The organism is Pyrobaculum sp. (genome assembly GCF_049971835.1).
Taxonomy (GTDB): Archaea; Thermoproteota; Thermoprotei; order Thermoproteales; family Thermoproteaceae; genus Pyrobaculum.
Map to the genome: position 1 here is coordinate 1 of NZ_JBMFKV010000044.1, position 13,316 is coordinate 13,316.

A 13,316-nucleotide genomic window follows, 5' to 3' on the forward strand; every position below is an offset into this window, starting at 1 on the left:
CGGCCACTGCCTTCATCTCCTCGCTACGGGCCTCCTCCAGCGCCCTCTTGACAGCCCTCTCCACCACCTCCTCAAGCGTCTTGAGGTCGATGGACATGTTACTGAGGGGGCTTGGGCTTAAAAGCTTGGTGGTGTTGTTGTGGCGGGTGTCTGCCGTTGGGCTGGTGTCATTGCCGCGGGTGGTTGCGGCGTGGTTGGCTGTTTGCCGCGTGCTTTTTCGGTGGCGTGTTTTTGGGTGTGGCTATGTATAATTACCCTTCTTATCTCTTCTGTGGATTTTGCCTCTGTTCTTAGGCGTATTGGGGAGGCGGGGCCGCGTCATAGGCTTGATATTGGGGATCCCGACGTGCCTCCGCCGGGGGAGCTTTTGGAGGCTTTGTCGCGTGTTGGGGATATGCGCTACGGCCCTCCGGAGGGGTTGCCGGAGTTTAGAGAGGCTGTGGCTTCTGTTTTTGGGGTGGATCCTGGGGAGGTGGTGGCGGTTGCTGGCGGGAGGCACGGCCTCGCCGCGCTTATGTGGGCTTTCCGCAGGAGGCGGCTCCTGACGCCGTCGCCTTACTACCCGGGCTATTTCGAAATTGCGGATGTCTTCGGGCTGGGGCTGGGGCTTGTGGAGTCCGGCGGTGGGTGGTTGCCTAGATTCGCGGAGAGGGGGGTGTACGTGGTGAACTACCCTAATAACCCCACGGGGGTTGTGTTGCCGAGGGAGAGGGTGAGGGAGCTTGTGGACGTGGCCGAGTTTGTGATTAGCGACGAGATTTACCGCGACATTGTGTTTACGGAGTTCACCTCCCCCCTCGACATGTCGCCCAACGTGGCTGTTGTGTACAGCTTTTCTAAGGTCTTCTCGGTGCCTGGTCTTAGGCTGGGGGCGGTGGTTGCGCCTAGGGAGGTGGCTAGGGAGGTGGCCCGCTTCAACAAGGCGACTATCAACGTCCCCCCGACCCACGCCCAGAGGGCTGTGGCGTCTGTGATAGACATACTGCCGAGGAGGAGGCGGGAGGTCTCCGAGATATACCGCGGCAGGGCGGAGCTCGCGGCGAGGTTGCTGAGGCTCCGGTTTGTGAAGCCAGGGGGGGCGTTTTACATATTTGCCGAGGCGGGGGAGGGCTGTTTCGAGAAGGCGCTGGGCAGAGGCGTCTCTGTCCTCCCTGGGGAGCTCTACGGGAGGGGCGGCTACGTGAGGATTGCCCTAGTGGAGGGGGAGGGGGCCCTGTCGGAGGCCTTCTCTGTGTTGAACGAGGTGTGTAGATAGATTTATAGAGGTGCGTACCGACTCTTGTGCAGTGCGCCGTGGCGTGTGCATACGGCGGGGGGACTGTGATCAACGCCATAGCCACCGGGCACGGGGCGGCTTTCCCCATATCGCTGAGGGTGGTGGCTGAGGTGTGCCGCTCCGACCGGACCTCGGTCTCTACCTACGCCGACGTGGACGTGGGGCCTGTGGTGAGGATCGTGGAGAGGGTTGCCGAGAGGTTCGGGACTGGGCCCCTCGCCGTCAGGATCACCGGCGACTTGCCCACTGCGGGTGGGCTTAAGTCTAGTAGCGCCACGGTCAACGCAATTATCAGGGCGGTTGCGTCGCTGGCCGGGGCCGAGGTGGATCTCTTCGACGTGGCTAGGCTGAACGCCGAGTTGAGCAAGTGGGCTGGGATAAGCGTCACGGGGGCTTTTGACGACGCTGTGGCGAGCGCCGTGGGGAGGAGCTACCTCACCGACAACCACAAGCTCGTGGTGATTAGAGAGCTGGAGGTGTCTGGGAGGGCTGTGGTGTTGATACCGCCTTACGAGAAGAGGAGGCATAGGCTCGAGGAGATGAGGGCCGTGGCGCCTCTGGTTAGGACCGCGGTGGCCTACGCGGGGCTGGGCATGTGGAGAGAGGCGATGATGATAAACGCCGCGGCGTACGGCTACGCCCTGGGCTACCCGCCGGAGCCGTGGCTAGAGGCGCTGAGGAGGGGGGCCGTGGGCGGGGTGTCGGGCACCGGGCCCTCCCACGTCTTTATCACAGACGACCCGGAGGGCCTCGCCGAGGCTCTGTCTAAATACGGCAGGGTCTATGTAGTGGACATACCGCAGTCGCCCTGCTCCACGTAGGTGCCGATCCTCGCGGCGGCCCCCCGCGCCCTCACGCCGTCTACCTCAACCTCGTCCAGCGCCTCCCCCAGTATGTATATGCCGCGCCACCTGCATCCAGCTTTCACCGAGCCGCCCTGGCGCTCTACGCGCACGGGGCCTTCGTCTGTGTATATGGTCCACTCCCCCTCTCCATATATCAACAAGCCCTCCTGGGTGGGCACTGCGGAGCCTGCCCTTATGTAGAGAGGCATCTGGGACTCTGAGGCGATCCAGCTGGGGCCTAGGTGGACTCTCCCGGTCTCCAGCTCCAGCCAGGCCCCTCTGGGGAGGTAGACATCCCTCCCCCTCGCCCCCTTGTCTAGTATGGGGGCGTAGAGGAGGTGGGGCCCCACCATGTACTCGTCGTGTATCTTAAACGCGTCTTCGTCGTCGGGGAACTCCAAGCCGAGGGGCCTCACTATGGGGTGGCCGTGTAGGTGGGCGGTCCATGCGAGGTGGCGGAGGTACGGCATGAGCCTCAGCCTCAGCCTCACCGCCTCCAGAGCCATCTGCCTGTACTTGGCGGGTAGCCTGGTGAGCTCGGCGTCTGGCGTGGCCTTGTCCCTATGGACGCGGAACAGGGGGAACAGAGCCGCCGCCTGGTACCACCTAGCCACCAGCTCGTAGTCGCCGACGCCGGCGAAGCCCCCCACGTCGGCCCCCACGAAGGGGACTCCGGAGGCCGAGAGGCCGAGCACCGCCATCACGGTCAGCCTAAGCCCCTCCCAGGTGCTGGGCACGTCGCCGGTCCACAAAGCGGCGTATTTCTGGATGCCCAGGTAGCCCGATCTGGAGAGTATGAAGGGCTCCCTCCCAGCCCTCCGCAACGCCTCGTAGGTGGCCTCGGCCTCGAAGTAGGGGTACAGGCCCCGCACTTTTTCGTGGGGGATCTTCTCTCCGTTGAGGACGTGGTAGGCGCCGCGGGGCGCCTTGCAGTAAAGCTCTTCCCTCGTGAGGGGGTGCGGCGTGGCCCCCGCCAGGGCGTAGATCCTGGATCTGGTGGCCAGCGCGTCGCAGTTGAAAACCGTGGGCTCGTTCATGTCTAGCCACACGCCGTCTATCCCGTAGCTGGCGACGAACTCCTCCACCAGCGCCGCCCAAGCCTCCCTACACCGGGGGTTTAGGAAGTCGGGCAACGCCGAGAGGCCTGGCCACCCCCTCGCGAGGAAGATCTCGTCGTTCTCCGTGACGAGTAGGCAGTCTAGCAGTTTTTCGAAAGGCTTGTAGCCGGGCTCCGCCTTGATGTACGGATCTATAATCGCGACCACCCTCACCCCCAGCTCGTGCATTTCCTCCACAAAGCCGCGGGGGTCCGGGAACTTCTTGAGGTCCCAGGTGAACTGCTTGTAGCGGTCCATGTAGTCGATGTCTAGATACACCGCCTCTACAGGCGCCGCCTCTAGCACCTCCCTCACCACCTCGGCGGCGGCCGTCTGGGGCTCGTAGGAGTATCTCGATATGTGAAGCCCCATGGCCCACCTCGGCGGCAGGAAGGGCCTGCCGGTCGCCTCGCTGTAGGTCTCGTACACCTCAAGGGGGGCTGGCCCGAAGAAGAGGTACACCTCCGGCGCGTCCTCCACCTCCACCACCACCTCGCCGTATCTAGTAGCTCCCACGTCGGCGACGCCGTAGGCCGGGCTGTTAACCGCAACGCCGAAGGCCCTGCCCCCCTCCACAAAGACGAGGAGGGGGATTGAGGCGTAGAGGGGGTCCATCCCCAGCTGGTAGCCGTAGAGGTCGTTGTTGAAAAGCACAAAACGGCCCCTCCTCCTATCAGGCGGATAAGCCCTGGTGCCGAGGCCGAAGACGTGCTCCCTGGCTCCCAGCCTCTTCCGTATAGCCACGCCGCCGCGTGTCTGCTCGACGACTAGCTCCGTCTCCACGCCGCAACACGAAGCCCTAAGCAACCTGCCGTTGAAGGTTGCGTGGGGCCGCGGCTCGCCGGGGGGTAGATCGAATGTAAGTATCTGCCTACCCAGCGCCAGCTTTACGCTTTTCTTTCCCACCTGCAGAGACACCGGTGGTGAATATTGGCGCTATTTAAATCACCCCTCCGTGCCGGGCGCCGGGCCATTAAAGGTCTAATAGACTGGTAAAACCGTGGCGCCTGTGAAGTGGCGGATAGATACTGAGCGGTATAAACGGGATAGGCTTAGAGAGGCTCTCCGCGACGCGGAGGTGTTAGGCGGCCCCCGGGGCTGGGTTACACGTCTAGATTGCCCTTAACCTACACGCTCTTCGGCTCAGCGGCCTTAATCCAGGTAGCGAAGTCTCGCCGACGTGATGGAGGGGTTTGTTAAAAAGACTGTAGAGGACGCTGATACATTAAAAAGACGGGGCTAGGGTTGGCTAGTGGTGATTTCATTTGTCAGCTTGGCGGCTAGCGCCTCTAGCTGTTTGCGTATTTCTCTTATGCGTTCTTTGGTTTTTTCGTTTTGGGCGAGGTATTCTAGCTGTTTGGCGAGGACTATGCCTTCGTGTAGGTAGTGGTCTAGTCTAAGCAACGCCGCGGCGTCGACGTCTTTGTACAGCCTGCTGGACAGCTCTTTTTCTAGACACTCCCAGTGGACGGGGCCCTTGGCGTAGAAAGTGAAGACCTGCCCCTCCACCACCTCCTCCCCACACACCGCACATCTCCGCTTCTTTAACTGGCGTATGTATCGCCACCGAATTGCGTATTTATAGATTGGCGGAGTTTGAAAGTTTATAAACTAGGCCGTTGCGGGGCGCTATGGGTCTTAAGATTAATAGGCCGCGCCGCGGCTCGATGGGGGTGTACCCGAGGAAGCGCGCCGCGGACATCGTACCCAGGGTGCGCACCTGGCCAGATGTAAATCTGGGCAAGCCCACGCTGCTGGGGTTCGCGGCGTATAAAGCCGGGATGCTTCACGCAGTGGTGGTGGACGACAGGCCCACCAGCCCGCTCTACGGCAAGGAGGTGGTGAGGGCGGTTACTGTGCTGGACGCCCCGCCGCTGTACGTCTGGGGGGTGAGGCTCTACACCCTCGACCCGGCTAACGGCTACCGGCGCGCCGTGGCCGAGGCCTGGTCGGCCGAGTTGCCGAAGTACCTCCAGAGGGTTTTGACACTGCCGGAGAAGGTGGATGTGGAGAAGCAGATGAAGAAGCTGGAGGAGTTTAGAGACGTGGCGGTGGACGTGAGGGCTCTAGTCGCGACGCAGCCCCACCTCTCCGGCATCGGCAAGAAGACCCCCGAGCTGTTGGAGATACCGGTTGGGGGAGTGCCGAGCGTAGACGAGAGGATAAAGTACGCCCTCTCTCTACTCGGCAAGACCGTGTCGCCCATGGACGTGTTTACGGCGGGTCAGCTTGTCGACGTGATTGCAGTTACCAAGGGGAAGGGCTACCAGGGCGTCGTTAAGAGGTTCGGCGTCACCATCCTGCCCCGCTGGCACAAGCACAGGAAGGGCCACAGGAGGACCGGCACCATAGGCCCACAGGCTCCGGCTTTGATGTTTACACAGCCGAGGCCCGGCCAGATGGGGTTCCACCAGAGGACTGAGTATAACAAGAGGCTGTTGAAAATCGGCGAGAACGGTGCCGAGATTACGCCGAAGTCCGGCTTCCTCCACTACGGAGTGGTGAAGGGGCCGTACATCCTCGTGCAGGGCAGTGTCCCCGGGGCGAGGAAGAGGCTGGTGGTGCTTAGATACCCCGTGAGGCCGCCTCGCAAAGCGCCGCCCGCCGCGGAGCCGCAGGTGGTTTGGGTAAGTTCACAAAGTTTATAAACGGGGCGCAACAGGCGCAGTGATGAACGAGGTGTTGCTTAAGTTTAAGTTGCTGGATCTCAGCCCCTATCTACAGCCATTGCCGGAGGGGCCCGTGCGCAAGCTGAAGGTATACGGCCCGGACGGGGCCTACGTGGCGGATATAGACGCCCCCATACACTTCCTAGAGCCGGTTCGGCCGGATTTAATCAGGAGGGCGTATCTAAGCGCTCTGAGCGCGCGGTTCCAGCCAAAGGGCGTGTACGAAGGCGCCGGCAAGGAGCACAGCTGTGAGTCGTTCGGCGTGGGGCTTGGGATTGCCAGAATTCCGCGGTACAAGGGCTCTCTCTGGCCCAGGGGCTGTTTTGCCCCCAACACCAGAGGCGGCAGGAGGGCCCACCCGCCTAGGGTGGAGAAGAAGCTCCACGAGGAGATTAACAAGAAGGAGAAGAACTTGGCTATTAGGTCGGCCATCGCGGCCACGGGATACAGGTCGTGGGTGGCGGCGAGGGGCCACGTAGTTGACAAGGTGCCTGCGCTTCCGGTCGTGGTTACGGGAGACGTGGAGAAGATAGGCAGGGCGAGGGAGGCGAGGAAGTTGTTACAGGCGCTGGGGCTGTGGCTAGACGTCGAAAGGGCCGCGGAGGGGGTAAAGATTAGATCTGGCAAGGGCAAGATGAGGGGGAGGCGGTACAAGGAGCCCAAGAGCGTGTTGGTAGTGGTCTCAGACGCGAAGGCGCCTCTGGCGGCTGCGGTGAGGAATTTCCCAGGCGTAGACGCCGTCGCTGTAAATAACCTAAACATGCTGGTCCTCGCGCCCGGAGGCGTCCCGGGGAGGCTGACCCTCTGGACTGTCCCGGCTGTAGAAAAACTCGGCGGGTTGTTCTTATGATTAGGAGGCTGGTCGTGACAGAGAAGGCGCTGCGCCTCGCCGAGAAGGAGAACAAAATTACCCTAGTCGTTGAGAGGGACGCCACCAAGAAGCAGATAGCAGATGAGGTGAAGAGGCTCTACGGCGTCGACGTAGAGAAGGTCAACACTGTGATAACGCCCCAGGGCGAGAAGAAGGCCTACGTAAAGCTAACCAAAGAGCACAACGCAATGGATCTCCTCAGCAGACTCGGCGTGTTGTAACCTTTAATCAGTTCGTGGGTTCCTCTTCACCAATCCGAACTAAAGACCTGCATCACATCTATCTCCCTCCTGCCCTCTATTATATTTTTCTGAGGAGTCTGAGCCACGTGGCTATAGACTCGCCGCCTGCTACATATTTATTGCGTATTAGCCAGTACTGTGTCGTTAACCCGTTGTGGACTAGGTAGGCGGCGAACATATTTACCAAAATCTTGGCCTGCCCCCTCCTCACGAGCCCCTTGACGTAGTGCTCGGGGTAGTCTCTGGCGACTGGGTTGCCCCTCTCAGCCGCCTCTCTCGCCCTTATCGAGAAGAGCTTCACGCCCACCTCTCTTAGCCACTTTTCGAACTTCTCCAGCTCGGCGTTGAAGGCCTTTGCAATGTCTGTGGAGGTAAACTGGCCCCAGTACTGCTTGAGCTCTTTTAAAATAGACTCCACTAACCCGATAGTTTAGTGTTTTTATAAAAGTTACGTGGAATAGTGCCCTATTGCTATCTTCCTCTTAACCTCCACCCCGCAGTTGGGGCAGTACAGCGCGGAGCCCCTCCTCCTCAGCACAGATCCGCACTTGGGGCAGCGGGACAGCACCACGCCGTAGGTGGGGCCTCTTATAGAGACGACGATGGGAGGCCCGTAGGTCGACACAACCCTCCCTCTTATGTAGTCTCCTATGCCCACCTCGCCGTCTGAGAAGAAGTGCGGCAAGACGCCGGATACTATATATTTCAGCTCAGAGGGCCCCCTGCCCTCCTCAACTGCGAAGCATCTCAACTGGTAGGCCCTCCTCCCCTCGCCGGTGACCTGGCAGTAGACTACGGAGCCCGTCTGCGGAATCGCGGGCGGCCTCACCGGCTTTACAACGGCCGTGTGGGTCTTCTCGTCGTACGCCGCGACCCCCAGCGCCGCGGCTATGTACCGGTAGTCGACGGCGTACACCGCGCCCTTCGTCTCGAACTCCTCGGCGTATGCCACCAGCTCGCCCGGCGTCACTATTATCTTCCTCACGGCTTGTCTTCATCAGCTTCTTTAAATTTTTAACCCCAGCCCCGTGGGGCGTCGGTGTACCTAACTCTGTCTTTCAAATTCCGAACAAGAGAGGAGGTGGAGCACTTCCTCACACTACTGGAGAGGCACGTGAAGACGCCTTACCTAGTGAACACGCGCCTTACACACGTCTACATCCAGCTGGAGGGCGACGCCAGGGAGCTTAAAGACGCCGCCGCCGTGGTGAAGAGCTTGGCGGGCCTCGCCAAGGGCGCCCGGCGCCCCCTCCAAATCCCCCTTCTCGTGTTGTTCAGAGACGCGGAGTTGGCGAGGCCTGTGCCCCCCGACGCAGTTGCAGACGCCCTATCTGCGACGGGGCGCCCCTCCACAGTCCGGGGAGACGTCCTAATAACAACCGCCAGCTACGAGGAGGTGCTCTCCACAGCTGAAAAGCTATCCAAGCTGTATGAAGAGGCCGAGAAGCTACCGCTCACCCCCCAGGCCAAGAAGGTGGCCGTGGTCTACGCCTTCGCGAAAGGTCTACCGGTGGAGAAGGCCGTGGAGGAGCTGATAAGCGGGGGGCTTTTGAACAGAGGCGGGGTCATCAGCTTGAGGTACAGACTGGAGGAGGCTAGGCGTATGCTTCTATCAAAATTTAAATAAGTCTAGGTGGTTTGAGGCGTGTTGCAGATCGAAATCCTGAAGCTAGATGACCGCTACCTAGAGATCAAGGCCAGGGGGGACACGTACACCCTATTCTCCCCCCTCGTGGAGTACCTCTCAAACGACCCCGACGTGGAGTACGTGCAGTTCGACGTAGACCACCCCCTGCAGGAAAACGTATACTTCAAAATAAAGATGAGGAGGGGCAACCCGCTAGACGCTGTGCAGAGGGCGGTAAATGCGATACTGTCCGACCTAGAGGAGCTGGAGAAGAGCTTCTTTTCGTGATCCTGGTCTTGGCCGAGTCTGCCCTTGAGCTCGTGCCGAGGGAGATCTGGCGGCACCCGGCGGTGCTGGCAGACGCCAGGCGGAGGGGGAAGAGGCCCGGCGAGATGTTGCTAGACAGGACGAGGCACCACCCCGCCATGTCGGGGCTAGTCGACGCCGAGAGGAGGGGGAGGCCCGACATAGTCCACCAAGTTCTGCTGATGTTCCAGTACAGCCTCCACACGAGGAGGGGCATGGGGAGGGCGTATATACACACACACGACGGCTACGTAATAGCTGTGGACCCCAGAGCCCGCATCCCCAAGAACTACAACAACTTCGTCTCGCTCGTGGAGCAGCTATACGCCCTCGGGAGGGTGCCCCCGCGGGGCGAGCCGCTTATGGAGCTCCGCAGAGAGGGGCTGGGGGACCTCCTAGGCGAGTTGGGGGGTAGGTGGGTTGTGTTTCACGAATCCGGCTCGAGGAAGCCCCTCTACGAAATAGGCGCCGATGTGCTAAACTCTGTCGTGGTGGTCGGCGGCTTCCCACACGGCGATTTTGAAAACAGATGGCTGTTGGAGAGGGCCGCGGCTAGATACAGCCTCGGGGAGGAGAGTCTAGACGCGGCTCAGGTGGTCTGCAGAGCGGTTGCGGCGGCTGAGGCGGCGGCTGGGTTGGTATGAGGTTCCAGGTGTATCTAAAGCGGCGGGGGAGGTGGAGGGAGTTCTTGAGGCTGGTAGGCGAGCGGGGCGCCCCCCTCGTCCTAGACACAGGGCCGCTGGACACCTCCCGCTCCCCTATAACCGTTGCGGTGGAGCTGGAGGAGGCGCAGCCAGAGGCGCTGGTTCTGCCGCCGGTGTCCATAGAGGAGCTAGACTGGTACGTAATGCTCGCAGACGCGCTGGAGGTCAAGAGGCTGGTTATCCCGCCGCCCCCCTCCCTCGAAGACATCGCCAGATTCTACGACAGGGCCGTGGGGTACGGCGTGGAGATCAACTGGATATATGGAACGCCGCCGATGACGAGGATTAGAGACGTCGAGACGGTTGCCCGCCAGGTGAGGACCACCGCCGCTAGGATAGTGTACGACCCCGTGAAGGCCCGCGGCGTCAAGGAGATATACACCTCCCTAATCGCCCTCAGCGGCTACATAAGAGAGATCTACCTCTCCAACAGGAGGGGGGAGAGGGGGCCCCGCCTCCCGCCCTTCAACCCCATAGGCAGGATAAACTTTGTAGAGATCCTCCAAGCCCTCCACCTAATCCAGTGGGAGGGCAGACTCACCATTAGACAGGCCCCGCAGTACTTCAACGAGCTGGATCTACAGCTGAGGATAGGGGCGGAGGTCCTCGACACCGCCAGAAACATCGGCGTCTCCAAGAAGGTCCAAAAACGCGTATCTGCAATCATAAACGAGTTAATGACCTGACACAGCCGAGTCTGTCAAGACCAGCGTGAAGATACTATCCATGTCTCTCGGCGGTTCTGCGGATTCCTCAGTGCTGAGAGACGCCTCTTACTGGGCGTCTGGCCTCCTCCCCGCCACCCGGCTGGGGGCGGCTCACAGGTGCCCTCTTCCCCCGCCCGTCTGAGTGGGGGTCATGGGGCTGGCCCGGGCCAGCACGTCGGGCCGTTGGGCTCTGACAGCTCTCTCAGCCTCCAGTACATACTGAGACCACTCCTCCAGCGTCTTTTCGTCTACAGCTGACAGCGCCCTCTTGACTGCCTCTGCGCACACAGGCTCCAGCTTCTCCACAGTCCTCATCAGCATGTTCAACACCGAGGCCACATCCCTGTGCACCCAGTGGTTGTGCGGGCAGAGGCCTATCTTGGGGCCGAGGGGAAAGGACATCTCAGCGCCGTGTATGGGACATGTTTTGGAGTTCCTGTACGAAGACACCACCACAAACCTCAAGCCGCGCTCCGCGGCTTTATCCCTCGTCTTCTCCACCACAGTTTTGATAGGCGTCTGCTTTATCCTGTGCCTTAACTGGGGGCTCCCCTTGTCCTCAATCATCCCTTCCTGCGGCTTTTTACCAATATTCTCAGTCACTAGAAACGCCGGCTCCTTAGTCAGCTCGTGGGCGACCTTGTTCACCCTATCCCGCTTCCTGTCCCTTTCTTTCAGCTTCTTGACGCGCTTTCTGTACTCCCTCGTGTGGGTGCCGGAAAGCCTCTTTCCGATTATCTCCACGGAGAGCTCCTCCGCCCACCTCCTTCTGATCGCGCCGTAGCGCCTGGCCAGCCTGCCGAAGTCGGTCCTAAACACCATAATCGAGATGGGCGGAGACATCCACTCTCCGTTCCACCTAGCCACCACATCGGCCGAAGCCTTCAAATCGACTCTAGCCGCGACCACAGTGTTCTCATTGACGTCAAAGGCGATAACGGCGGCTGGCTCTTTAGGCCTCTCTGGCTCCACTTCGTAGGTGAATATGGCGTACACCTTGTTCTTCACTCGCTTGAGCCTAATGGTGGACGATCTCTGGGCCCTTCTTGTCATCACCATCCACTCAAACCTCCAAAACCTCTTGTGCGGCCAGAGCTCCACGATGTGTCTGCCGGACATGAGCCTTATCGATACCGCTGTGGGAGAGCCGAAGTGCCACGTCCTCTCGTCTGAGTACGGCGCTACGCGCTTAACCACGGGGGGCTTTCCCTCTGTTTCAGCCCACGAGTTGTAGGTCTCTACGGCGTCTTTAACCGCCTGTTGCTGGTAGGCGAAGGGGAGGCCAGTCTGCCTCACGAGGTCCTTCACCTCGTGCCACACCTTGAAGTAGCTGGCCCTCTTCCCGCCGTAGCTCCGCACCAGGTAGTCCACCACAAGTTGCTTAACCTTTCTGTATGCTCCTTCTAGCTCCAGGTAGTCCATAAGCTGGTTGCCGTCCAGCAGAAGCGGAACGGCCACAGAACGCCTAACCAGCTGTCCAAATTGAAGCCAGCTAAAAGCTTTACCCCGCCTTGAATGGCGAGGTTTTCAGTCGACTCTATAAGGAATATATACCTGTTATCTCTTATACCACCGTGGATGAGGTAAAAAACGTGGCCTACGTCATCTACCGATTGGGAATTAGGGCGCAGGACCTATTGGATCCGGGCGATAGGGGGTTTGAAACCAGGGTTTTAGTGCAGAAGGCCGTCTATTTCCTCCAGAGGCTTGGGCTTATGAGGGGCTACGTCTTTGACTTGTACCTCCACGGGCCCTACTCCACGCAGCTGGCAGACGACTACATGTGGCTCGCCAGGAAGGGCGACGAGTACATCAGCCGCGTCGCAGAGGAGTGTGCCGAATGCCAGAAGCTCGACGGATTGCTTGAATACCTCGGCGAGATCGATCTCCGCACGCTGGAGGTGGCCGCCACGTTGGCTGAGCTAGCCGCCGTTAAGGGAAATCTCGAAGAGGCGAAGGGCCTTACCCGCAGGATAAAACCCTGGGTTGACGATGAGGATATAGTCGCCGCGCTTCAAGTTCTCAAAGATCTGGGGCTAGGGTAGTGTGGCGCTTCAGTACATACACCTGGATACAAGCACGATAGTTGAAGGAGATATACTCAATAGATTGGTTTCGAGCCATTTGGTGAAAAGTGGGAGGTTTAAAATACGTATTTCTCCTTACGTCTTGGCGGAGCTTAGCGCCGTAGCATCAAGAAGAAGGGAGAAGCGAGTAGTGCTAGATGATGTGATTTCCTATATAGAAAGCGGCGATATAGAGCTATATATTATAAAGAGGGAGAATTTTGACGATTTCTGTCAGTATGTAGATAGCCTGAGGGGATGGCTTCAATGGATGGGGCCAAGTGATGTTTTCATACTTGCGTCTGCCATGTCGGACAGCGAGTGTAGATATTTTATAACATCAGATAGAGTAATGTTGGAAAATAGGGATCAATTAGTTAATATTGTTAGTAAGAGATCTTTTGATATAGTAGAGTCATTAGATGAAATAAAGAGATTAAGAAACAGAAGAACATAAGGGGCGGATCTCAAGCCAACGTCCCTAGTTGCTCCCAACTCTAGAGTACTTGGGTTTTACCGCGCAATGGGATCTCTAAGCGGCTTGTCTCTCCTCACGAGGCCTGCCCTAAGCGCGTGGTCGGCCAGCGTAATAGCGGTCATTGCTTCAAGAGCTACTAAGGCCTTTGGCACCACCGAGACGTCGTATCTCCCCTTAAATTCTAAAATCGTCGGCTCCATCTTGGCCAAGTCCACAGTCCTCTGAGGTTTTCGCACTGACGGAGTTGGCTTAAACCAAACTCTAAAGTATATAGGCTCGCCGACTGTTACGCCGCCGAGAACGCCACCTACTTTATTACTCTCTAGCGCGAGTCTTCCCTCCTTAACTATTATGGGGTCGTTGGCCTCGCTTCCCCTCATCCTGGCCAGCGGCCTGCCGGCGCCCCAGTCCAGCGCCACCACCGCGGG

17 protein-coding genes are annotated in these 13,316 nt (G+C 59.4%); 11 read left to right on the forward strand and 6 right to left on the reverse strand.

Going from position 1 to position 13,316, the window contains the following annotated elements:
* Nucleotides 1-271: 271 nt before the first annotated feature.
* Nucleotides 272-1,255, forward strand: coding sequence for a pyridoxal phosphate-dependent aminotransferase (locus ACP5J3_RS05545; RefSeq protein ID WP_428494761.1), 984 nt, complete (start codon nucleotides 272-274; stop codon nucleotides 1,253-1,255).
* Between the two features lie 26 nt (nucleotides 1,256-1,281).
* Complete coding sequence (locus ACP5J3_RS05550; protein WP_428494762.1) at nucleotides 1,282-2,097, forward strand: shikimate kinase; 816 nt, start codon at nucleotides 1,282-1,284, stop codon at nucleotides 2,095-2,097.
* On the opposite strand, the gene malA is transcribed toward ACP5J3_RS05550, so the two are convergent.
* Together malA and ACP5J3_RS05560 are read right to left on the reverse strand one after the other, a co-directional pair.
* Nucleotides 2,058-4,136: an alpha-glucosidase MalA gene (malA, locus tag ACP5J3_RS05555; RefSeq protein ID WP_428494763.1), complete on the reverse strand. Its 2,079-nt coding sequence runs from the start codon at nucleotides 4,134-4,136 to the stop codon at nucleotides 2,058-2,060. The two genes, ACP5J3_RS05550 and malA, sit on opposite strands and share 40 nt — an antisense overlap.
* A gap of 321 nt (nucleotides 4,137-4,457) precedes the next feature.
* The gene (locus ACP5J3_RS05560) at nucleotides 4,458-4,775 is read right to left on the reverse strand and encodes a DUF2175 domain-containing protein (protein ID WP_428494776.1); all 318 of its coding nucleotides are present in this window, start codon (nucleotides 4,773-4,775) and stop codon (nucleotides 4,458-4,460) included.
* Nucleotides 4,776-4,849: 74 nt separating this feature from the next.
* Here ACP5J3_RS05560 and rpl3p point away from each other — a divergent pair, with 74 nt between their 5' ends.
* Genes rpl3p through ACP5J3_RS05575 form a run of 3 tightly spaced genes read left to right on the forward strand, consistent with a single transcriptional unit; the run spans nucleotide 4,850 to nucleotide 6,979 of the window.
* Complete coding sequence (gene rpl3p, locus ACP5J3_RS05565) at nucleotides 4,850-5,866, forward strand: 50S ribosomal protein L3 (protein WP_428494764.1); 1,017 nt, start codon at nucleotides 4,850-4,852, stop codon at nucleotides 5,864-5,866.
* Between the two features lie 22 nt (nucleotides 5,867-5,888).
* Nucleotides 5,889-6,737 carry a 50S ribosomal protein L4 gene (gene rpl4p / locus ACP5J3_RS05570; RefSeq protein WP_428494765.1) on the forward strand — a complete coding sequence of 283 codons (849 nt, stop codon included), beginning with the start codon at nucleotides 5,889-5,891 and terminating at the stop codon, nucleotides 6,735-6,737.
* Nucleotides 6,734-6,979 (forward strand): 50S ribosomal protein L23, encoded by a 246-nt coding sequence (locus ACP5J3_RS05575; protein WP_428494766.1) that lies wholly within the window; start codon nucleotides 6,734-6,736, stop codon nucleotides 6,977-6,979. The genes rpl4p and ACP5J3_RS05575 overlap by 4 nt, the downstream gene beginning before the upstream one ends.
* Nucleotides 6,980-7,058: 79 nt before the next feature.
* Here ACP5J3_RS05575 and ACP5J3_RS05580 read toward each other — a convergent pair whose 3' ends face one another.
* Both ACP5J3_RS05580 and ACP5J3_RS05585 read right to left on the reverse strand, forming a co-directional pair.
* Nucleotides 7,059-7,418: a hypothetical protein gene (locus tag ACP5J3_RS05580; protein WP_428494767.1), complete on the reverse strand. Its 360-nt coding sequence runs from the start codon at nucleotides 7,416-7,418 to the stop codon at nucleotides 7,059-7,061.
* Nucleotides 7,419-7,448: 30 nt separating this feature from the next.
* Entirely contained in the window at nucleotides 7,449-7,985 is a 537-nt protein-coding gene (locus ACP5J3_RS05585) for an exosome complex RNA-binding protein Csl4 (RefSeq protein ID WP_428494768.1), read from the reverse strand.
* 54 nt (nucleotides 7,986-8,039) lie between these two features.
* Between ACP5J3_RS05585 and ACP5J3_RS05590 the strand changes: the two genes are divergently transcribed.
* From ACP5J3_RS05590 to ACP5J3_RS05605, 4 genes are read left to right on the forward strand one after another with little or no spacing between them, the layout of a single operon-like run.
* The gene (locus ACP5J3_RS05590; protein ID WP_428494769.1) at nucleotides 8,040-8,627 is read left to right on the forward strand and encodes a DUF2067 domain-containing protein; all 588 of its coding nucleotides are present in this window, start codon (nucleotides 8,040-8,042) and stop codon (nucleotides 8,625-8,627) included.
* A gap of 18 nt (nucleotides 8,628-8,645) precedes the next feature.
* Nucleotides 8,646-8,915, forward strand: a complete 270-nt coding sequence (locus ACP5J3_RS05595; RefSeq protein WP_428494770.1) for a DNA-directed RNA polymerase subunit L — start codon at nucleotides 8,646-8,648, stop codon at nucleotides 8,913-8,915.
* Entirely contained in the window at nucleotides 8,912-9,577 is a 666-nt protein-coding gene (locus ACP5J3_RS05600) for a 16S rRNA methyltransferase (protein WP_428494771.1), read from the forward strand. Before ACP5J3_RS05595 ends, ACP5J3_RS05600 begins: the two co-directional genes overlap by 4 nt.
* Nucleotides 9,574-10,323 carry a hypothetical protein gene (locus tag ACP5J3_RS05605; RefSeq protein WP_428494772.1) on the forward strand — a complete coding sequence of 250 codons (750 nt, stop codon included), beginning with the start codon at nucleotides 9,574-9,576 and terminating at the stop codon, nucleotides 10,321-10,323. Before ACP5J3_RS05600 ends, ACP5J3_RS05605 begins: the two co-directional genes overlap by 4 nt.
* Before the next feature lie 132 nt (nucleotides 10,324-10,455).
* On the opposite strand, the gene ACP5J3_RS05610 is transcribed toward ACP5J3_RS05605, so the two are convergent.
* Nucleotides 10,456-11,802: a transposase gene (locus ACP5J3_RS05610; protein WP_428494773.1), complete on the reverse strand. Its 1,347-nt coding sequence runs from the start codon at nucleotides 11,800-11,802 to the stop codon at nucleotides 10,456-10,458.
* Nucleotides 11,803-11,918: 116 nt separating this feature from the next.
* Here ACP5J3_RS05610 and ACP5J3_RS05615 point away from each other — a divergent pair, with 116 nt between their 5' ends.
* On the forward strand, nucleotides 11,919-12,389 hold the full coding sequence (locus tag ACP5J3_RS05615; RefSeq protein WP_263246767.1) for a hypothetical protein: 471 nt from the start codon (nucleotides 11,919-11,921) through the stop codon (nucleotides 12,387-12,389).
* Nucleotide 12,390: 1 nt separating this feature from the next.
* Nucleotides 12,391-12,867 (forward strand): hypothetical protein, encoded by a 477-nt coding sequence (locus ACP5J3_RS05620; protein WP_428494774.1) that lies wholly within the window; start codon nucleotides 12,391-12,393, stop codon nucleotides 12,865-12,867.
* 56 nt (nucleotides 12,868-12,923) lie between these two features.
* On the opposite strand, the gene ACP5J3_RS05625 is transcribed toward ACP5J3_RS05620, so the two are convergent.
* A partial coding sequence (locus ACP5J3_RS05625; RefSeq protein ID WP_428494775.1) for a chorismate synthase occupies nucleotides 12,924-13,316 on the reverse strand: 393 nt, incomplete at its 5' end.